The 20,536-nt window shown below is 44.6% G+C and carries 22 protein-coding genes and 1 pseudogene; 5 read left to right on the forward strand and 18 right to left on the reverse strand.

Annotated features, from left to right (window positions below; all coding sequences use genetic code 11):
* Window positions 1-19 precede the first annotated feature (19 nt).
* From coaD to ylbD, 6 genes are all read right to left on the reverse strand, one after another.
* The gene (coaD, locus tag H532_RS0115060; RefSeq protein WP_027726155.1) at window positions 20-508 is read right to left on the reverse strand and encodes a pantetheine-phosphate adenylyltransferase; all 489 of its coding nucleotides are present in this window, start codon (window positions 506-508) and stop codon (window positions 20-22) included.
* 53 nt (window positions 509-561) lie between these two features.
* Window positions 562-1,125 (reverse strand): 16S rRNA (guanine(966)-N(2))-methyltransferase RsmD, encoded by a 564-nt coding sequence (gene rsmD, locus H532_RS0115065; RefSeq protein ID WP_027726156.1) that lies wholly within the window; start codon window positions 1,123-1,125, stop codon window positions 562-564.
* 309 nt (window positions 1,126-1,434) lie between these two features.
* Window positions 1,435-1,704, reverse strand: coding sequence for a YlbG family protein (locus H532_RS0115075; RefSeq protein ID WP_038112666.1), 270 nt, complete (start codon window positions 1,702-1,704; stop codon window positions 1,435-1,437).
* 99 nt (window positions 1,705-1,803) lie between these two features.
* Window positions 1,804-2,241 (reverse strand): YlbF/YmcA family competence regulator, encoded by a 438-nt coding sequence (locus H532_RS0115080; RefSeq protein ID WP_027726159.1) that lies wholly within the window; start codon window positions 2,239-2,241, stop codon window positions 1,804-1,806.
* A 275-nt stretch (window positions 2,242-2,516) separates the two neighbouring features.
* Window positions 2,517-2,780, reverse strand: coding sequence for a YlbE-like family protein (locus H532_RS19115; protein WP_051263368.1), 264 nt, complete (start codon window positions 2,778-2,780; stop codon window positions 2,517-2,519).
* 5 nt (window positions 2,781-2,785) lie between these two features.
* The gene (ylbD, locus tag H532_RS19120; protein WP_051263369.1) at window positions 2,786-3,220 is read right to left on the reverse strand and encodes a spore coat protein YlbD; all 435 of its coding nucleotides are present in this window, start codon (window positions 3,218-3,220) and stop codon (window positions 2,786-2,788) included.
* A 131-nt stretch (window positions 3,221-3,351) separates the two neighbouring features.
* Here ylbD and H532_RS19695 point away from each other — a divergent pair, with 131 nt between their 5' ends.
* Entirely contained in the window at window positions 3,352-3,852 is a 501-nt protein-coding gene (locus tag H532_RS19695) for a PaaI family thioesterase (RefSeq protein ID WP_027726160.1), read from the forward strand.
* Window positions 3,853-3,925: 73 nt separating this feature from the next.
* On the opposite strand, the gene H532_RS0115100 is transcribed toward H532_RS19695, so the two are convergent.
* Window positions 3,926-5,107, reverse strand: coding sequence for a M20 family metallopeptidase (locus H532_RS0115100; RefSeq protein WP_027726161.1), 1,182 nt, complete (start codon window positions 5,105-5,107; stop codon window positions 3,926-3,928).
* Between the two features lie 19 nt (window positions 5,108-5,126).
* Window positions 5,127-6,152 carry a CAP domain-containing protein gene (locus H532_RS19130; RefSeq protein ID WP_051263370.1) on the reverse strand — a complete coding sequence of 342 codons (1,026 nt, stop codon included), beginning with the start codon at window positions 6,150-6,152 and terminating at the stop codon, window positions 5,127-5,129.
* Window positions 6,153-6,377: 225 nt separating this feature from the next.
* Between H532_RS19130 and H532_RS0115110 the strand changes: the two genes are divergently transcribed.
* Entirely contained in the window at window positions 6,378-6,752 is a 375-nt protein-coding gene (locus tag H532_RS0115110) for a YugN family protein (RefSeq protein WP_027726162.1), read from the forward strand.
* A 128-nt stretch (window positions 6,753-6,880) separates the two neighbouring features.
* On the opposite strand, the gene H532_RS0115115 is transcribed toward H532_RS0115110, so the two are convergent.
* From H532_RS0115115 to H532_RS0115160, 10 genes are all read right to left on the reverse strand, one after another.
* On the reverse strand, window positions 6,881-7,375 hold the full coding sequence (locus H532_RS0115115) for a GNAT family N-acetyltransferase (RefSeq protein WP_027726163.1): 495 nt from the start codon (window positions 7,373-7,375) through the stop codon (window positions 6,881-6,883).
* Window positions 7,376-7,442: 67 nt separating this feature from the next.
* On the reverse strand, window positions 7,443-7,907 hold the full coding sequence (locus H532_RS0115120; protein WP_027726164.1) for a DUF420 domain-containing protein: 465 nt from the start codon (window positions 7,905-7,907) through the stop codon (window positions 7,443-7,445).
* Window positions 7,908-8,269: 362 nt separating this feature from the next.
* A complete protein-coding gene (locus H532_RS0115125; RefSeq protein ID WP_027726165.1) occupies window positions 8,270-8,602 on the reverse strand; it encodes a cytochrome C oxidase subunit IV family protein in 333 nt (110 codons plus the stop codon).
* Window positions 8,603-8,604: 2 nt separating this feature from the next.
* Window positions 8,605-9,225 carry a cytochrome (ubi)quinol oxidase subunit III gene (locus H532_RS0115130; RefSeq protein WP_038112668.1) on the reverse strand — a complete coding sequence of 207 codons (621 nt, stop codon included), beginning with the start codon at window positions 9,223-9,225 and terminating at the stop codon, window positions 8,605-8,607.
* Window positions 9,226-11,100 (reverse strand): cytochrome c oxidase subunit I, encoded by a 1,875-nt coding sequence (gene ctaD, locus H532_RS0115135; protein ID WP_027726167.1) that lies wholly within the window; start codon window positions 11,098-11,100, stop codon window positions 9,226-9,228.
* Window positions 11,101-11,152: 52 nt separating this feature from the next.
* Window positions 11,153-12,184, reverse strand: a complete 1,032-nt coding sequence (gene coxB / locus H532_RS0115140; RefSeq protein ID WP_027726168.1) for a cytochrome c oxidase subunit II — start codon at window positions 12,182-12,184, stop codon at window positions 11,153-11,155.
* 113 nt (window positions 12,185-12,297) lie between these two features.
* A complete protein-coding gene (cyoE, locus tag H532_RS0115145) occupies window positions 12,298-13,236 on the reverse strand; it encodes a heme o synthase (RefSeq protein ID WP_027726169.1) in 939 nt (312 codons plus the stop codon).
* A 389-nt stretch (window positions 13,237-13,625) separates the two neighbouring features.
* Window positions 13,626-17,084 (reverse strand): pyruvate carboxylase, encoded by a 3,459-nt coding sequence (gene pyc / locus H532_RS0115150; protein ID WP_027726170.1) that lies wholly within the window; start codon window positions 17,082-17,084, stop codon window positions 13,626-13,628.
* Window positions 17,084-18,214, reverse strand: a complete 1,131-nt coding sequence (ftsW, locus tag H532_RS0115155; protein WP_027726171.1) for a putative lipid II flippase FtsW — start codon at window positions 18,212-18,214, stop codon at window positions 17,084-17,086. The genes pyc and ftsW overlap by 1 nt, the downstream gene beginning before the upstream one ends.
* Window positions 18,215-18,357: 143 nt before the next feature.
* Window positions 18,358-18,669: an Fpa/YlaN family protein gene (locus H532_RS0115160; RefSeq protein WP_425426308.1), complete on the reverse strand. Its 312-nt coding sequence runs from the start codon at window positions 18,667-18,669 to the stop codon at window positions 18,358-18,360.
* A gap of 264 nt (window positions 18,670-18,933) precedes the next feature.
* Here H532_RS0115160 and H532_RS0115165 point away from each other — a divergent pair, with 264 nt between their 5' ends.
* The 3 genes and pseudogenes from H532_RS0115165 to H532_RS0115175 form a co-directional block, all read left to right on the forward strand.
* On the forward strand, window positions 18,934-19,398 hold the full coding sequence (locus H532_RS0115165) for a hypothetical protein (RefSeq protein ID WP_027726173.1): 465 nt from the start codon (window positions 18,934-18,936) through the stop codon (window positions 19,396-19,398).
* Window positions 19,399-19,561: 163 nt separating this feature from the next.
* On the forward strand, window positions 19,562-20,113 hold the full coding sequence (locus H532_RS0115170) for a YhcN/YlaJ family sporulation lipoprotein (protein WP_027726174.1): 552 nt from the start codon (window positions 19,562-19,564) through the stop codon (window positions 20,111-20,113).
* Window positions 20,114-20,339: 226 nt separating this feature from the next.
* Window positions 20,340-20,536, forward strand: a pseudogene (locus H532_RS0115175) (ISLre2 family transposase); the annotation flags it as partial.

Below are 20,536 nucleotides of genomic sequence, written 5' to 3' on the forward strand. Positions count from 1 at the left end.
CCCTTTCCTTTAAAGCGTCTTAAAGATAACCATATTTTTTCTTCAGCGCCAGCTCAACATGTTCTGGCACAAGGCCGGCGACCGAGCCGTTATATTTCGCCACTTCTTTCACAATGCTGGAACTTAAAAACGAATAGTGACTGCTCGTCATCATAAAAAAGGTTTCGATCTCTTCATCTAATTTCTTATTTATCGCGGTGATTTGCAATTCATATTCGAAATCCGAAACCGCCCGCAATCCTCTTAAGACGGCATTGACTTTACGCTTTTTGGCATATTCAATCATCAACCCATCGAAATAATCGACTTCCACATTGGGAAAAGCGGCGACGGATTTTTCTAGCAGTTCGACGCGCTCTTCAACCGTAAACAAGGGCTGGCTTTTTCCCGAGTTATGTAAAACCGCAACGATCAAGCGATCAAAGACTTTCGCACCACGCTGAATGATATCTAAATGGCCAAGGGTGACTGGATCAAAGCTTCCTGGATATAATGCGATGGTCATGATTTCACTCCCCAACGATGTGCTTTAGTTATATACAATGGCCAATAATGGCTTAGTTAAATTTGGACATGCTTGTAGAAAGTAACGGCGGTATACCCTTGATACACTTCCCGGCGCCACTGAACAATGCTTTCGCTCAACTGCTCCGGTAAGTCTAACTTTGCATCATGTTCGCAGACGATCATCCCTTCTTCTGAAAGCAAACCTCCTTCTGCAATCGCTTTAAAATCCCTGTCAAAAGCCGCTTTCGCATAGGGAGGATCTAAGAAGATTAATTGAAAGCGCTCGCGCCTTTTCGCGAGAATGGCTAGCGCTCTTCCCGCCTCTGTGCGATAAACTTCGGCACGCTCGGACATGCCGCAAGCTTTCAGATTTTCTTTAATCGTACGGACGGCGGGTGCCGATACATCAATAAAAAAGCCTTTATCCATTCCCCGGCTTAATGCTTCAATACCGAGCCCTCCCGTTCCAGCGTATAAATCCAAAACTTGACCACCGTCAAAAAAAGGACCGATGATGTTGAAAATCGTTTCCTTAACCTTATCGGTTGTCGGTCGTGTCAAACGGCCGGGAACGGGTTTTAGTGGCCGTGACTTACAGGACCCCGCAATAACTCGCAATGGTACCTTCTCCTTTAAATCAACAAGCTAAACTCTATCGCTTATCCTATCATAAATTAACGGACCAACAAACCATTTCAACGCATTGGCTTAAATTTTTATGTATAACAAAAAGCCTTTGCGTCCATAATGAAAATGACAACATCACCCATGATGTTGTTCCAACCGCGGAGACTTACGTTTCCCCATAAGTTTTTCCGCCGGTTTCTCCTCTCCCATTGTCTTGGCATACAGTACGTATGCGTAAAGACACCCGCAGAACGGTCTGCGGGTCCTTTTTTTATGCCAATATTGCCGCTTTAACTTTGTTTAATAAATTAATTCCTCTGTTTTCTTCAGCTCTTTATTGCTTCCGGCATAATCGGTCTTTAGTTCATTCAGATAGGAAAGCTCCACTTTTTTAATAAATTTTTGTTTCTCAAGGCGATTGATCACATACTGGGCTTGGTCGCTGTCACAATATAAAACGGCATAACCCATTTTTTTTGATACATAATGCACGATTCCAAACTTCTTTAATGCCTTTGCGTATTTTACATGATTCAGCCAAATAATAAGACCCGTTCGTCCTGTTAACATGCCCAACTCTCCATCTTTAAAAAATGTATCCGCTACCATTAGTATGTACAAAAATAAAAATCATAAAATGGGCGGCTTAAGGGCGAACCTTAAGCCCCATTAATGGCATCCGCATGCACCGCCAGCGCCACAACCGCCTCCGCAACCTCTGTCAAAAAAGGGATCACCGGTTGGAACTTTTATGGAAGGTGAGACCGACGTGGCGAGGGAGCGACTGATTTCAACCAAAAGCTTTTCAAAATCTTCTTCCGCTTTCTTATATGAAGCGATGGTATCATTGAGATCGAGCTCCCGCTTGACGTCCATCATTTGCCGAATCACCCGATCAAAATCCGGATGGTATCTTCCAAAGCGCTGGACTTCATTATATTTTTCACGCAGAGCAGTGAATTTTCTAATTAGTGTTTGGGCCTCTTCGTCTTCAGCCATTTGGACTTTACAAGCCCGATAGCGGGCCGCAATGTCGGAATTAGCTAACATATGAATGAGTTGATCGGCTTGATCTAATAGACGAAGATGGTCGGCCGCTACAAACATATGAGGTCACCCCCTGTTCCCATTCTACCATGCCCAATGAATTTTTCCTACTTTATCCTACGCTCAATAATATAGAAAACTCGGAAAAATTTTGATACAGAAAATGCGCTTGTGTTATGCATTGTATTTTCAAGAAAATGCTAAAACGAGTGCAGGTCTCAAGCAATTAAGGATGCCTTTCGAAAAAGATAACTTGCCTCTTTCAACCTATTGCCTGGCAAAGTCTGCGTTATTTTTATGCGATCCTCGACAATTTACCAGCACAAAAAAAGAGCCTATGACTCCGGCTCCACTTGACTTTTTGTATCGGTGCCGAAGGTCTGGGCTAAATCCATCAACAAATTGAGCATATTCAATTGTTCACTGAATTTTTCCATGCGTTTTTTGAAAGAGCGCCCGTAAAAGTCATCGGCTTCAGCCTTTAACGTCTGGATGAGGGTTGGATCCCGACTGAGCCGAGCGTACCAGATTGGGTGCATGCGGATAAAAAAGCGAATATCGGGATGTGCATCAAGAAAAGCAGTGAGTTCCGACCTCAAGGCTGTCAATCCCTTCGCCATTGGCCCGAACTTGGCGGCAAACCGTTAACATTCGGTGGCCCAAACCCTGGCATAGGCATGGGAAACTGCTGAGATTGCTGTTGCGGTTGCCAAAGTTGAATGAGTTCCTGAATATTGGTTAAGGCCCCGTTGATTTGTTCTAAATGTTCTTGGACGGCCTTGGCATCCAAATTACCGATAAAGTCAAGAATCCGCATGATTTCGGCAGCACCGGGCGGTTTTTTCATAATATGTTTTTTGACACCATAAGATTCCCAAATTTCATGGTCCTCGCCAAAAAGTACATATTCATCAAAAACATCTTTCCATGATTTTCCTTGTTCTTTTACCGCTTGTATAATTTCAGGATGGCTTCTTAAAAACGCCTTAAAGTTGTTGACCGCCTCATTGGTTTTTCGTCCCATCACGATCACCTTCATTATCCTTTCCTCTTTGTTATTATAAGTCATGAGGGGCTGTTACGTTCCAACTGTCCTAATGTTTAAAAATCCGGTAAGAAAATATTATGTTAAAATAAAAACAAAAAAATAAAAAATCAGGAGAGAAATCCATGAACAACGAACACAGCCAACTCATCGCGCTTTTTGAGAATATTTTGCGCGAGGCTCAGCCTGAAGAACTTGGCGTTTTAGAACGCCTGCTTTTCGCCATCCACAACGTCCAAACCGGACGGGAGAAAACGTATCTGCATGGGGCGTTTCGTTACAGGGGGGAAATGACCGGAGAAAACAGCTATGAAGCAACCATCGAACTCACGCCTTTTTTCTTAAATAATTTACATATTTTACATGGCGGAATAACGGCGACATTCGCTGACACCGCGATGGGGACATTGGTCGGCTTAAATTTGCCAAAAGACCAAACAAGTGTCACATCGGAAATCAAAGTCAACTATTTACGGCCAATAATCGGTAAAGAAATTCGCTGCAAAGCCGAGATCGTTCACCGCGGCAAAAGCCTATGGGTCACCGAATGTAAGATCTACGACCAAGGGAAAGAACGCCCGGCAGCTTATGCCAGTGCTTCATTTTTTGTCATTCCGAAAAAATAAGCGAGGCGATCCTCCTTACAATGAAAAAAGTCGGAACCATTGTCAGGTGTCCGACTTTTTATACAACCCTTCATCACGCATCCTGATTGAGGAAACGGAAGGTGGCACGGCTAAACAACGTAACCCCTTTTTCTAAGGCCTCTTCATCAATTGTAAAACGCTCGTGATGATGTGGATAAGTGCTTTCCTTCTCCGGATTTCCGGCGCCGATGAAAATAAATGTACCAGGGGCTTTTTGCTGATATGCAGAAAAATCTTCACCAACCATGCTCGGTGCCGTATAATCGATCGCTTCATCCCCATATATTTCACGAACCAGCTCTTCCATTATTTTAGTCGTTGTCTCCGCATTAATCACTGGCCGATACCCTTTGATATAGTTAAACGTATAATCTGCCCCGTGGGCTGAAGTAATCCCTTTTATAATCTGTTCCATCCGTTTGGCTACTTCTTCTTGCACCGCCGGATTGAAGGTGCGGACGGTCCCCATCATTTCAACGGAACCAGGGATGACGTTATGGGTTGAGCCGCCGACAAATTTCGCGACACTGATGACAAGCGGTTCGAGCGGATTATTGTTGCGCGAAACAATGTGCTGAAGATTCGTGACGACTTGCGCGCCAATGGCGATCGTGTCAATCGCCTCATGTGGAATGGCGGCATGTCCTCCCTTTCCTTTTATCGTAATCGTAAATGTATCAGGAGAAGCCATCATCGGTCCGTAAACGATGCCGATTTTTCCGATGGGAAGTGGTGACCAAAGATGGGCACCGATGACCCAGTCAACATCATCCATGACCCCTTTTTGCACGAGTTCTTCGGCTCCGCCGGGATAGAGTTCCTCCGCATGTTGAAAAATCAATTTCACCGAACCGTTTAATTCGTCTTTCAGTTGAGAAAGGACATAGGCTGTGCCGAGCAGCATAGCTGTATGGCCATCATGGCCGCAGGCATGCATGACACCAGGGTTTTGTGACTTAAAAGGGAAAGCATTTTTTTCTGTTATTGGCAAGGCATCGATGTCGGCGCGAATGGCCAGTGTTTTACCCGGGCGACCGTGGATTCGGCCGATAACACTTGTTTTTGTCGGGCGCTCCAATTCGATATTTCCGAACGACTGAAGCGTTTCATAAATAAATTGGGACGTTTCCACCTCATGAAAAGATAACTCAGGATGCTGATGAAGATAGCGTCGCCATTCCACCACCTTTGGTTGTACCTCTTCGGTTAGTGCCTGTAGTCGATCCGTGAACATCTCCATCTCCCCCTCAGTGCTAAAAGGCTTTTATATAATCCTGTGTATAGTATTTATGGTAAACACCGACACCTAAATCCGTATAATCTGGGTTTAAGACATTTTGACGATGGTTGTCACTATTTACCCAGCCGCAAACCGCTGCCAACCCATCTGGATAATCAGACGCAATATTTTCTCCGGCCTCCGTAAACGCAACATCCTCTGCCTGTAAGCGGGCGGTCAAATCCCCGGACCATTTGGATTCGTGGCCAAAATAATTTTTTTCATACATCTCTTTGCTATGCCCAAATGCTGCTTTGGTCGCCCCACTGTTCCAATTTAATGGGTCCAGGCCATTTCTCATTCTAATGATATTTGTCATATCAAAAATTTCCCACGCCTCGGCTTTTTCGACATCCGCCCATTGTAGATCAGTGAGTTTTGGCGGTTCGACAATGGTGCCGGTATATACAAAGGAATAAGGCCTCTGTTTGATTAAGATTTCCGGAGTGACATATCGAACAGCCATGAGGCGATTTGTAAAATGGTCAAAATAAAGTTGCACCCATACATTACCGAACTTAATGAGCGGATTCGTCATCAACTCGTCTTCTTTAAATTCAAATTCGATTTTCGCACCTTTATAGGTTAAAGAAGTCGTATCTGAAAGATTAACATGTCTTAAGATTGTATTGGCATCTTTTGTAATTCCAAACGGTTGTGTCTGCAAGTCTTTTCCGAGCGCAAAAATCGAAACGACTTTCCCATGCTCGATGCCAAATTGGACATATTTTTCCGAATGGCGCCCGTAAATCCACCATTCGTAGCCGTAGGCGGTCGGGTCAATTCGGTCGGGTTTGCCAAAATGTTTTGTCACGATCGATGAGGATTGATTCATAAAAGTGTGTAAACCTCTTTCGGGCACTTGAAAACCGTTTTGAACAATATGCGTTTTCGGTTCTTTTTTCGGCTTTTCTTGCGGTTTTTCACTAAAATCGAACAGAAAAGTAAATAAAAAAACGATAAGAGCAATAAAGAAAATCAAAACATTAGTGAGTCGCATGTCTTCACCTCCCCGACCGATGATCCTATAAAAGGGTTGAACATTCGTAACAGAACATTTTATCCTTTATTTTAAATTTTTATACGGTCTGTTTTTTTCAGTTTATCATTTTCGATTCAAAGCGAGAAAGAAAAAACATCGGTTCCCCTTTGAAAATCAAGATTGTTAATAATACTATTAATTTAGTATAATGAAAATGTTTATAAATGGAGGGAGGTTTCATACATGCAATTTAATCTGACCGGTATCGAAGGACGCGTTGTCCCGTTTCGTTTACTTGAAGATATTATGGCTAAAGTCGGCTTTATTAGGGGTGGAGCCTGGGATTATGAGCGCGTAACCTACGATTTTAAATTTGAAAAGAAACAAACCGGTGATGTTTATTATCTAAGGGTCCCTGGTGTGGCCGTCAAAGGTGAAATCGAGGGTTCAAACTGTATCGTCAAGCTTGGCGTCCCTTATCTTGGCCATCACTACTATCCGCACGGTGTTGAATATGATGAAGTCTTCCCGGACGATATTGTTGAAACATCCGAAGAGCGACTTAAGGTTCTAAAAGAAACGCTTGAAGAAATTAAAGATTATGTACCAGAAACCTAATTGAGGCTGACTCAAAAGGCATGGGGTCAGCCCCACCAAAACCATATTTAATGTGGTTCTTAAAGGAAACACCACGACCAGCGAACCAGGTGGGAAAGACCCCTCACGAGTCAACCTCTTTTCATTTTTTAAATCAATTTTGCCATATAATATTCGTCCACCGGTCGACCACGGACGATGAGCGCCTTTCGTCGTATGCCCTCGACATGAAATCCCGCGGTACCGTATAACCAAAGTCCCCGTTTATTAGTCGTCATCACCGTCAGCTCTAAGCGAGAGATACCGTGATCCTTAGCCCATTTTTCCGCTTCTTGCAACAATTTTTTCCCATAACCCTTACCCGTATAAGCCTCAAGAATGCCGATAACGAGTGATGCGCGGTGTTTGATGCGACTCAAGCTATCCCCAAAGACCGCCACATACCCCACTAATTCATGGTCGTTTGCCAAAACGAAGATGGCTTTATGAGGGTCATCGATGATCTGTTGGATCTTCTTTTCCTCGACCACGGGATCCTCCCCGATTTCTTCGGGTTCGTGAAGCATAAAGGTTGTCTCTTTCGCCAGTTGTCTTCTAAGTGTTAAAAACTTTGGCGCATCAGACACGTTAATCGCCCGTATCATCGGTTGCACCTTTATTCCCTCCGTTAAACAATCAGCCTTCATTCTCTTCTATGCTTGAATAAAAGCGTTAATGACCGAAAATCGCTTGCCAAAGATTTGTATCCATATGATACGATGGCCAAATGATAAATAAGATCAGATAGACGGCAATTCCAGTAGCGGCAGAGATGAACCAGATGATGGCCGTGTAGGGCGATACTTTTTTGTGGCTTTGAAAGCGGCCTGTGAATCCGAGATATAAACTGAAAAGACCCATAATCGCCCCGAGCGTCGCGAAAATAATATGTATTGTGAGGAATACAGTGTAAGCGAATTTAAAATTTTCCGGTCCATTATACATCACATTGCCAATGAAGACCGTACGTGTCATATAAATCATGAAAAACACCAACGCAAAAAGAGATGCGGTGATCATGATCGCCTTATGGCGGTTGCGATTTTTCTTAACGCGTATCGTATACCAGCCATACACCATCAATAAGGCAGAGATGAGAATGCACAAGGTGCTAATGGTGGCTAAGATAAATGACATGGTTTTCCCTCCGAATCTTCTTAGTAACTTCATCTTCTATAGAATATCAAAATCGGAGCTGAGGGCAAGTTTTGGCGCCTTTTTACACAAAAGTTTCAGAGATTGATGCCGTCATTTAAAGAAACAGGGCTCTGCCTAGCCAATTTGTGCGAAGGCAGAGCCTTTTTTGCTTTTATACGACGAATTTTAAACCAATACAAATCTTTTGAGCGATGGCAACGTCCCTATAGCCCTTATACACGTTTAAACAATGATGGAAATGATGGCTTGTCAAATGAAGACACCCATCTATCGACTTAAAATTTTTGAACAGCCATACATAAGAGGCTGCCGTAGATGACATTTGGCAGCCTCAAGAAAAATCAGGAGATCCATACGATCGTGACAAAGGAGAGCACTGTCACAAAAACGACGACGGCGCCGCCATAGAGAAACAGTGCCGGAAAACCGTGATCTTTCTCCTTCATGTGCATGAAATAATAAAGTTGAAAAATCACTTGTACAACAGCCATTGTCACGATGAAAAAGGCGATTAAATAATCATTGATGCTTTTCCGAAAATAAACGGCAAGAAAGGCGAGCACTGTAAACACAATCATTAAAGCAAAAGAAACCCAATAATGCTGCAAATCGCGTTTTCGCCTTTGTTTGGCAATATAGTCCAACATTTCCGATTGCCGATTTGCGGTATCCATGCTTACCCCCCCAATATGCCAAGTAAATAGACGATGGTAAAGATAAAGACCCAAACGACGTCAATGAAGTGCCAATACAGGGCAGAGACATAATATTTTGGTGCGGTCACTGTCGTGATGCCTTTTTTGTAAGACTGGATCATCAACGCCGAAATCCAAAGAACACCGAACAACACGTGGCAACCATGAGTGCCAACAAGCGTATAAAACGATGAAGAAAAGGCGCTGGTCGTATAGCCTAATCCTTCATGCACATATTCTTTAAACTCGGTGATCTCAAGTCCCAAAAAGGCGAGGCCAAGGACAACAGTCAGCCAGAACCATAGCTGCATTTGGCGAATCTTATATTCCTTCATGGCGAGGACGGCAAAAACACTTGTCAAGCTGCTCACAAGCAAGATGATCGTCGACAAAAAGGTTAAGGGCAAGCTGAACAGCTCTTGAGAAGACGGCCCCGTGGCGACCCGATTGCGCAAGGCAATAAACGTCGCAAACAATGTCCCAAACAGGACGGTTTCTCCTCCTAAAAAGAACCAAAAACCCAAAAATTTATTTTTTCCTTCTAATGTTGCGGTTTCGGGGTGACTCAGTGTTCGGATATCAACATGATTTGCACCGGACATTTATTCCGCCCCCTTTTCGATTTCGATGATCTCTTCCTTATGATAATGGAAGCCAGGATCATCTTTTATCGAGTGAATTAACATGAGTAACAGCATGAGCCCTATACCAAATGCAGCAATCACTAAGCAAAGCGGACGTGAAGCCGACGTCTGGTTAGCGAAAATAAACCCGTAAGCCGCAATCGTTAACGCAATCGACATGAGGAAAGGCAAAATCGTCGGGTTCGGCATATGAATGTCACCCAGCGGCTCAGCCGGCGTTACTTTTTTATTGCCTTCCATTTTTTCTTTCCAGAACGTATCGATGCCTTTAACTAAAGGTGTTTGGGCGAAGTTATATTCCGGAGGCGGTGAAGGAATGGACCATTCCAAGGTGCGACCAATCCCCCAAGCATCGCCAGCAGCCTTTTGACCTTTAGCGGTTGTTATGACGATATTGATGACTAAGACGATGGCACCGATGGCCATGCCAATGGCCCCAATGGAACTAATAAGGTTCCAAGTATTAAAACCTTCATCCGGAAAATACGTGAAATAACGACGCGGCATTCCGATCAATCCCAAGAAATGCTGTGGGAAGAATGTGAGATGGAAGCCGATAAAGAACGTCCAGAATGTAATCTTACCTAGCGTTTCATTCAAAATCTTACCAAACATTTTCGGCCACCAGTAGAAAAGGCCAGCGAGCAATCCAAAGACAACACCGCCAATAATGACATAATGGAAATGAGCGATGACAAAATAGCTGTCGTGGTACTGGGAGTCCGCCGACGGGACAGCGAGCATGACCCCAGTCACCCCGCCCATAACGAAAGTCGGAACGAAACCGACAGCAAACAGGTTGGCCGTCGTGAAGTGGATTTGTCCGCCCCACATGGTAAACAGCCAGTTAAAAATTTTCATCCCTGTCGGAACGGCAATCGTCATGGTTGCTAGCGCAAACAAAGAGTTAGCCATTGGACCGAGTCCAACGGTAAACATATGGTGCACCCAAACCATAAACGATAAGAATCCGATTAAAACGGTCGCAAAGACCATGGACGTATAACCAAACAGCCGTTTTTTAGAAAATGTTGCGACAACTTCCGAGATAATACCGAAAGCCGGTAATACAAGGATGTAAACTTCCGGGTGACCAAAAATCCAGAAAATATGTTCAAAAATAATGGCATTGCCGCCTTTTGCTGTATTAAAGAAATTAGCATGAAAGATGTGATCGAAAAATTCCAGGAAAAAACCGACCGTCAATGGCGGAAAAGCGAATAAAATCAATGTTGATGTAATTAAAGATGTCCATGTAAAGAGCGGCATGCGCATAAAGGTCATCCCTGGTGCGCGCATATTAATAATTGTCACCATGAAGTTGATGGCGCCCATCAATGTCCCCGCTCCGGACAACTGCAAGCCTAACAGATAGAAATCCGATCCGGTACCTAAAAATTCTGTCGTAAGTGGAGCATAAGCTGTCCACCCGCCAGCAGGGGCACCACCTAAAAACCAACTCGTATTAAGAACGATCCCACCTAAGAAAAACAGCCAAAAACCGAGCGCATTGACAAATGGAAAAGCTACATCACGCGCTCCAATTTGCAGCGGAACGACCGCATTCATCATGGCGAAAACAAGCGGCATGGCTGCTAAGAATATCATGGTTGTTCCATGCATCGTCACCACTTCGTTATAGGTCGAACCGACCAAAAAATCGTTTTGCGGGACGGCAAGCTGAATGCGAATCAAAAGGGCTTCAATCCCGCCAATCACGAAAAACAGCCCACCGCCGAACAAATATAGAATAGCAATTCGCTTATGATCGACCGTTGACAGCCACGTCCACAACCAAGACAAAAAGCCTTTTCTCTGATTGTAGGCGGCCAAAGCATGCGCATTTGCAGTCACTTTGTTTAACCTCCTTTATCCCGCGAAGATATTATTTGACTGACAAAGTGAAGAGGTAATCCGCGATCTTTTGGATTTGTTCATCTGTCAGATTTTTATTCATTCCTCTCGCCGGCATATTGGCACCCGGCTTTACGGCATCTGGATTTGTAATCCACTTAATGAGGTTTTCTTTGTTATGATCTAACGTTCCAGCAATCATTTTGCGATCCGCGAAATCCGTCAGATTCGGAGCTACCGGACCGCCTTCCTTGCCAACCGCGTGGCAACTCATGCAATTTTGTTTAAAGAGTTCTTGTCCTTCTTGGGCACTTGCTGTTGCCGGTGCTTCTGGGCCTTTTTTCATCCCGTCAACCCATTGGTCGAATTCGCTTTGGCTGACGACCTTCACATTGAAATACATTAATGCGTGCGAGGAACCGCAAAGTTCCGCACAGCGGCCGCGGTAAACGCCTTCATTTTCAGGTGTTAATTTTAACTTCGTCGTTTGCCCAGGGTTGGCATCGATTTTTCCTCCTAGAGCCGGTACCCAAAAGGAGTGAACGACATCAGCTGAAGTAATTTTAAAAATAACGGTTTTACCAACAGGAACGACAACATCTTGTGCGGTTTCAATTTTTTGATCAGGGTATTTAAAATCCCACCAGAATTGATGTGCCGTCACATCCACTTGCAAGACATCTTTTTTCTGCGATTTTGGCACATCGGTATCAGACTGTGCGAACGTTTGTTTAACAGTTGGAACCGCTATGATGCAGAGCAATAAAATCGGAATAACGGTCCACACGATTTCGAGAATTTTGTTTCCCTCGGTTTGTTTCGGTATGTAATCTTCCTGACCTTTGCGCTTGTGAAAACGAATCAGGACGTAAAAATAGATAGATGCTACGACTAATATAACAATGACCATAATCCCGAGGCTTAAATACATTAACCAAGCCTGTTCTCTTGCTTCTTTTCCCATCGGAATCAAAGCTGAAACGCCTTTGACTCCGCAGCCGCTAAGCAAAGCGACGAGCCCAGAGATCGGTAGAAAACGTAGCAACAACCAGCTTCTTTTCATGTCGGTACCCTCTCTTTCTTCTAAGTCTTGTTGTTTCTTTTTATTTTAAATGACTTGTAGCCTGCAAAATGAAAATGAGTCCTATTTGACGGCCGCAAGCCATTTGAAACCCATTATGATTTAAACAGCACGGAGACAATCATGGCAATAAATAAAAGCGTCATATAATTCAGCGATATCACAAACATTCTCTTGGACCACTGGGTGTAATCGGATGCCCTTAATCCTGATAAGGCGACAAAAAGCCATGATCCGCCAAGCAAAATGGAAGCTGCGATGTAAATAGGTCCTAAGCTATGAAGCATTAATGATGCCGGTAAGAGCAACGCAACATAGATGATCATTTGTCTTTTCGTAACCGTAAACCCAGCAACAACCGGCAACATCGGTATTCCCACTCTACGATATTCATCCACGCGCTTAACAGCTAAAGCCAAAAAATGCGGGGGCTGCCACAAAAAAAGGATTAGAAAGAGCAACCACGGGATCTGGCTAGATAAAGACGGATCAATGCCGGTCCAGCCGATCACAGGCGGAATGGCACCGGCTATACCGCCAACCACTGTATTAATGGAATGGGTTCTTTTCAGCCACATGGTATAAATGACGACATATACGAATAAACCCAATAGTCCGAAAATACAAGCTATGATTGAGGCATGAGCAAGAAGTATCGCCCCAAGGCTGGATAGTGTCATCCCCATCCAAAAGATTTGCCTTGCAGTAAATCTCCCTGTGGCCGATGGCCGATCCATCGTCCGCGTCATCAGCCGATCGATGTCTCGATCGATGTAATTATTAAAAGCACAGCCGCCAGCCATCACCAACCCGGCACCTGCAAGAATGGCTATAACTTTCCATATATTGCCCAAAAGAGATTGACCGGTAAAGTCCAACGCTAACCAAAGCCCGGTAAACGTCGTGATGAGATTAGAAATAACAATCCCCGGCTTTATAACAGTGAGGAAGTCCTGCCAGGTCACCGATGCTTTGTTCGTCTTTGTCTTAAGAAGAACACCGGCCGAATCATACGTTGTAATCGGTTTCGACATTTTTGTGCTTCCTTTCTAAAACCAAACACATTACAGCCATCTTTTATGAATGCCGGCTACAGTTTGATTTGTTGATAATCTTTAAGCTGCTCCTTACTTCCGTTAAAAACATCACAGTTTCAAAGGTTGTCGAAAAATGTTCATAAATAGATTCTTGCTTTATGCTCCGCCTTGTTCCTTTAGTTCCAATTATATACGAATCCAATGGCTTTGTATACGCTACACAAAATTGACACAAAATCGACAAATTCATGAACAAAAAAAGGAAGAGGCTGACTCCTTAGGGATCGGACGCCTGCCGCTTCCGTTTATCAAGCCGTTCTTTTTCAAACCGCTTTTATTTGGAGGTAAGCAGGGCCAGACCTTGTACAATGAGTCAGCCACTTATCTCATTTTGCATTTCCAGACGGCTCGATGACAATCAACAGATCGCCGGTTTGAATCGCCGTTCCGGGTTTCACGCAAATCTCTTCAATCACGCCATCGAAGGGGGCTTGTATGGTTGTTTCGATTTTCATGGCTTCTGTCACCATGAGGTGGTCACCCTTCTTGACTTTTTCGCCTTCTTGAACGAGCACTTTCATCACAGCCCCCGGCATGGTGGCCGCTAATTCATTCGGATTGTTTTTATCGGCCTTGCGAGCTGTCACAACTGAAACGTCCGCACTCCGGTCCTTGATGATGACTTCACGGGGCTGTCCATTTAACTCAAAATAGACGATCCGCGTGCCATCCTTTTGTACTTGACCGATAGAGACGAGTTTGACGATCAGCGTTTTCCCTTTTTCGATTTCAACCGCGACTTCTTCACCTAACCGCAATCCATGGAAAAAGGTTGGCGTATCAAGCACACTCATTTTCCCATATGCATCCAGGCGTTCCGAATAGGTCAAAAAGACATTGGGGTACATGACATAGGATAAAAGATCCTGTTTGCTCGGCTTGCGACCTATTTTTTGGGAAAGGGTTTCAGCAACTTCGGAGAAATCAATCGGCTTCATCTGCTCTCCGGCTCTGCCTTCAATAGGCGGTTTACCTTTCAGCACAATTTGTTGTAATTCTTTCGGGAAGCCTTGATGGGGTTGACCAATTTTCCCTTCAAAAAAGCTGATCACCGAATCGGGAAAATCCAATGAATCGCCGCGCTCGTAAATATCGTCTTCATTTAAATTGTTTTGCACCATAAACAATGCCATGTCGCCAACCACTTTCGAGGAAGGCGTCACTTTCACGATATCGCCAAACATCATGTTCACGCGCGCGTACATGTCTTTGATTTCTTCCCAACGGTCACCCAAACCAACGGCTTCCGCTTGTTGTTTTAAGTTAGAATATTGACCACCCGGCATTTCATGTTTATAGACTTCGGCGTGCGGCGCCTTCATACCGCTTTCAAACGGTTCATACATCGGCCGGACACCTTCCCAATAGCGGCTAATCGCATCAAAATGATCAATATTACCTTTTGGAAGACGCGGGGTACCCTCTAGTGCGTAATATAAAGAATTAAGGCTCGGCTGACTGGTTAATCCGGCCATCGCTCCCATCGCCGTATCGACAATATCCACTCCCGCTTCAATTGCCTTCCTATACATCGCGATGCCATTGCCGCTTGTATCATGGGTATGCAAGTGGATGGGCAAATCTACGGTTTCTTTCAGTTCACTGATCAAAACATACGCCGCTTCCGGTTTGAGAAGCCCTGCCATATCTTTTATGGCAAGGATATGGGCGCCGCTAGCTTCAAGCTCCCGCGCCATGTCTTTATAATAAGAAAGATTATATTTCGTTCGCGTCTCGCTTAGAATGTCACCAGTGTAACAAATGGCGGCCTCAGCAATTTTCCCCGCATCTCTAACCGCTTCAATCGACAGCGTCATGCCTTTCACCCAGTTCAGACTGTCAAAAATGCGGAAGACATCGATGCCAGCCGCAGCCGCTTCTTTAATAAAAGCGACAATAACATTATCCGGATAATTTTTATAACCGACGGCATTTGCCCCGCGGAATAACATTTGAAATAACACATTTGGAATGAGGCGGCGTAATTCCATCAGACGCTCCCACGGGTCCTCCATCAAGAAGCGCATCGACGTATCGAACGTTGCCCCGCCCCACATTTCAATGGAAAATAACTCCGGCAAAAGCCGCGCGACGGGCCCAGCGATTTTTTTCAGATCATAGGTACGCATCCGTGTTGCCAGCAAGCTTTGATGGGCATCGCGGAACGTCGTATCCGTAATTAAAACCTCTTTTTGTTCCTTTATCCAGCGGACGACCCCTTCCGGCCCTTGTTCGTCAAGAATCTGCTTCGTTCCAGGTTTCGGCTTCTCAGATAACTTGACATCGGGAACAGCAGGCGGATCAAAAGCCGGTTTCTTCTTTTTCGGAATTCCCGGAAACCCATTAACTGTCGTATCCGCGATGTAGGTCAACATCTTCGTGCCGCGGTTTTGACTTTCCGGAAAAACAAACAGTTCCGGTGTTGTATCAATGAAAGTCGTATCAACATTACCGGCAAGAAAATCGGGATGTGTCACGACATTTTCCAAAAAGGCAATGTTGGTTTTGATGCCGCGAATCCGAAATTCCTTTAAATTTCGAACCATTTTTGCTGCCGCATCCTCGAAGGTTAAAGCATGCGTTGACACCTTGACGAGCAACGAATCGTAGTAAGGCGTTATGACCGCGCCCTGAAAGCCATTTCCGGCATCAAGCCGCACACCAAAACCTCCGCCGGAGCGGTATGCCATAATTTTTCCTGTATCCGGCATGAAGTGGTTTGCCGGATCTTCCGTCGTCACACGGGCTTGAATCGCATAGCCAATGGGATGAATGTCCTTTTGTAACGGTATATTGATCGGCGGCTCATGGAGTGTAGCGCCTTCTGCAATGCGTATTTGCGTTTGCACGATGTCAATGCCTGTGACCATCTCTGTGATGGTATGTTCTACCTGAATGCGCGGGTTGACTTCAATGAAATAATATTGCCCGTCGGGTGTCACAAGAAATTCGACCGTTCCAGCATTGACATAGTTCACGCTCTCCATGAGCTGAACGGCTGATTGACAAATTTCATTTCTCAAGCGTTCCGAAAGATTGCGGCTCGGTGCCACTTCGACGACTTTTTGATGCCGTCTTTGCACGGAACAGTCTCGTTCATAAAGATGGATGACTTCACCTGAACGGTCGGCCAGAATTTGCACTTCAATATGTCTCGGATGGTCTAAAAATTTTTCCATGTAGACATCATCACTGCCAAAAGCGGCCTTAGCCTCGGACTTTGCGCGTTCGAAAGCATCCGCAAGTCCTGCTTCGCTGCGGACGATCCGCATCCCGCGTCCCCCGCCACCGGCAACCGCTTTAATCATGACGGGATAGCCGAATGCTTTGGCGAGTTCCTTCGCTTCTTTTAGGCTGGAGACAGGGCCGTCACTGCCCGGAACGACTGGTAGGCCGGCGCGAATGGCTGCTTCACGGGCTTTGGCTTTATCGCCAAAAATCTCAAGATGGTTGACATTCGGCCCGATAAATGTAATCCCTTCTTCTTGGCAACGCCGGGCAAATTCGGCATTCTCAGAAAGGAAGCCGTACCCCGGATGAATGGCATCGACGTCATTGGTCCGGGCGATTTCCAAAATGCCTTCGATATCTAAATAGGCTTCAATCGGTTTTTTACCAGCTCCTACAAGATAGGCTTCATCGGCTTTATACCGATGATAGGAGCCTGAATCTTCTTGGGAATAAATGGCCACCGTACGAATGCCCAATTCGGTACATGCCCGAAATATGCGAATGGCGATTTCCCCACGATTAGCTACCAATACTTTGCGGATTTTATTCCCCATTAAGCTGCCTCCTCTTTAGCTGACTTTTGTTTCAAATTGACAAAGGCTGAAATATTAATCAATACGCCAACGGAAAACATCATCATGATGAGTGAGGAACCTCCATAACTGATAAACGGCAATGTCACCCCAGTAATGGGCAGAAGTCCTGTCACCGCCCCAAGGTTGACAAAAGTTTGGACGGCGATAAAAGCCGATATGCCGATGGCAAGCAAACTGCCAAAAACATCTTCACATTTAATGCCGATGACGATTCCCCGAATCACGAGATAGGCAAGACATAAAAGAACAAACAATACCCCAAAAATGCCGAGCTCCTCGGCGATAATTGCGATGATAAAATCGGTATGCGGCTCCGGCAGATACCCCGCTTTTTCTATGCTATTTCCGAGACCTTTTCCCGTTAAGCCACCGTTTGTGATGGCTATATACGAATTGATGAGTTGATAAGCATCCACTCCCGGTGCAAATGGGTGATAGGCTTCTGAAATTCGGCTAGCTTGTTCTTGGCTCAATGAGGACGTAAAAATGATCGCGATCGCCACGCCAGCAAGACAAAGCAGCATGACAATATGCTTCAACCGAATCCCCGAACAAATAATCACCGCTCCGGATATTCCAGCGACAATCATAGCAGAACCAAGATCGGGTTGAATGGTAATTAAAAGAAAAATAAAAGATACCACGAGTAACGGTGGCAGTACGCTGGATTTGAAGTCGGAAATATACGCTTGCTTATTGGAAAACACCGATGCTAAATAAATAATGATCGATAGTTTCGCCACTTCTGCCGGTTGGATGTTAAAGCCGCCAATGCTAAACCATGATTGGGCGTTTTTGTGTGTCGCCCCAACAATGAGCACCAAAATTAATAGGAGGATTGTCCCAAATAAAATCGGTTTGACAAGGGGCTTATACATTTTATAGGGTATCGCCATTCCGAAAAGCCCTGCCAGTATGGCCAGTCCCGCCCAGATTAGCTGCCTAATAAAGTAATAATTGCTGGGTAAATCAAAGCGAATGACAGACCAGATGCTACTCGCACTATAGACCATGACAATGCCAAATGCGGTTAACAACAAAACGGTCACTGCGAGTGAAAAATCATAATGCTTCCATAATCTTTTCAATCATATTACTCCTAACTTGATACTTCTTTATATTAATTTCGTTTACTTTTTTAGAATTCCTGCCGTAAAACCTTAAATATTCTTGAAAATTTTCCCATTAAAAAACTCAAACCACCAAGACGACCGGGCAGTTTGAGTTTCTGTTACTTGTCTTGAACGACCGCATCATGCAGCGCCGTCAATTGTCTTTCGAGCGATTCCAACAAGGCTTTTCCGTCCTTCTCTTCAACTAAGCCAAGGCGGACGGCAAAGTCTATTTCCCGCGAAAGACCGAACATTTGTGTATCAAGAACCTCTTCATATAAAGGACATTGCGGCATCGTAAGGTTTTCCATCTGAACTTCAATCAATTTCAGGATCTTTTGGGCATCGGCCTTTAAAATTTCGTAAGCCTTCTCCCGGTGTCTTGCCTCAAGTTCGGTCGACAATCCGATCCCCTCCGTTCCAGTCACCATCCTATGTTCATCTTAGCTTTTATGGGCGGAAATTGCAAGATATTCTTATATGATCTTGCTTCTAAACCTTAACCCTACATCTGAATTTAATATGGAATTTTGTCCATTTATCCGAACGTAAACATCCCACTTCATATACCCAGGGACGCTCTCGGTTGCCGTACATCCACAAAATAAAACCAACGGTGTGACAAGAGGCCTTTAGAGCTTTATACTTAAAGATTGGTAACGTATTAATATAAGCCATGACAGAAAGGTGATTCGATGAAAATTGTTCCGATCCTCGGTCACGTCAAATATCATATTACCTTAGATCCGAGCAGCTGGATTTTTGATGACCGGAAAATTTCAGTGGAAGATTATGACGACCCGAATTTTGATCTCGACGAATTCCTTAAAGCACAGAAAGACGAACGGGCCGGGGCTGCCCTTCCTCGCCTTGCCGCTTCCAAGCGAAAATACCGGAAGGAAGAATGGCTGACAAAGTCATTTGTCATGCCCGCTAAAATCTTTATTCAAAATGCAGAACCACTGGAAGAGGCCACCGCCATCCAGTTCAGCTTGACGAATGGACAAACCGCAACCGTACCATTAGAAGAAATGGAAGAAGGCGCTTTCCAATTCAGTCGTGATGGCAAACTCTTAACAGATGAAGGTCCGCTGATTTTCTTATGCCGCGGTAAAGATCGGGAACCGGTGGCTCAAATTGAAAAAATCACGGTCATCTAACGGTGTCGATCCTTTTATTAAACATAGGAGTAACCGCATCTGACTGCGTACTAACAAAAATGAGATAGCACGACCCTATTTTTCGATGACACGAAAAGAATAATGGCAGACGACCTTGCGGAAACTAAGGGATAAATTCGATCCTTTACAGGAGGCCAGGATGATGTTTAAACGATTGTTATCCGCAAGTGTCGCTATCACTTTTCTCGTCGGCTGTGGCAACCAAAATGCTGACATGCAACAACAGAATAACGCGGTACACGAGGTCAAGCAAAGTGTCAATGAGCCGGCGAAAAAGCTCAACGGGCGTGAAATTTCCAAAAGACTCGTCGGGATTGCCACAGACATACCCGGTGTGAATCACGCCACAGCTGTCGTTGCTGGGGATTATGCCGTAGTGGGAATCGACGTCGACAAGAATTTAGATCAGACCCGGGTAGGCAGTATAAAAAATGCCGTTGCCAATGCCTTGAAAAATGATCCTTATGGTGCGAACGCAGTCGTCACAAGTGATCCGGATATCTACCAAAGATTGCGCAATATCGCAAAGCACATCCGCAATGGCAAACCGGCGTCGGGCATCGCCGAAGAATTATCCGCCATTGTCGAACGTATCGTCCCTGAAGTCCCCAATCGGCCGCTCACACCGAGCCAAAACATCGAAAATAAGCAACCACGCCCGTCCATTGACGAAAACCCCAAAAGAGCACGTTAAAGCATTAAATGAAGCGTTTGGCCCACATATCCCGGTCAAACGCTTTTTTCTTTTTTGCTGATAGCAAGGTAAGTCGCAAGAATCCACTTCTCTTATTTATCCGCAAAGAAGAACCTGCTAGTATGTGTAAAATATTTCTCGAAGCAAAATGATGGAAAAAAATAGAGAAGGCACTCTAACATAAATGTATGCCACCAAGCAAATACATTTGAAGAGAGGCCTTCTCATGGAAAACATTATACCAAAAATATACCAATTGTTAAATGAAACTCGCGATTTTATTTCGTTTGAAGAACAGCTTAAACGGCTGATGTACAGCACATTTGCCGACGTGATGGGCATTGTCTTTGGTCAACTCGATGAAGCCATTGTGAATGAAAAAAGAAAAGAAGGATGGAAAAGAGAACGTAAAGATAAAAAGAC

Origin of the sequence: Tuberibacillus calidus DSM 17572, assembly GCF_000430685.1 — a bacterium.
Taxonomy (GTDB): Bacteria; Bacillota; Bacilli; order Bacillales; family Sporolactobacillaceae; genus Tuberibacillus; species Tuberibacillus calidus.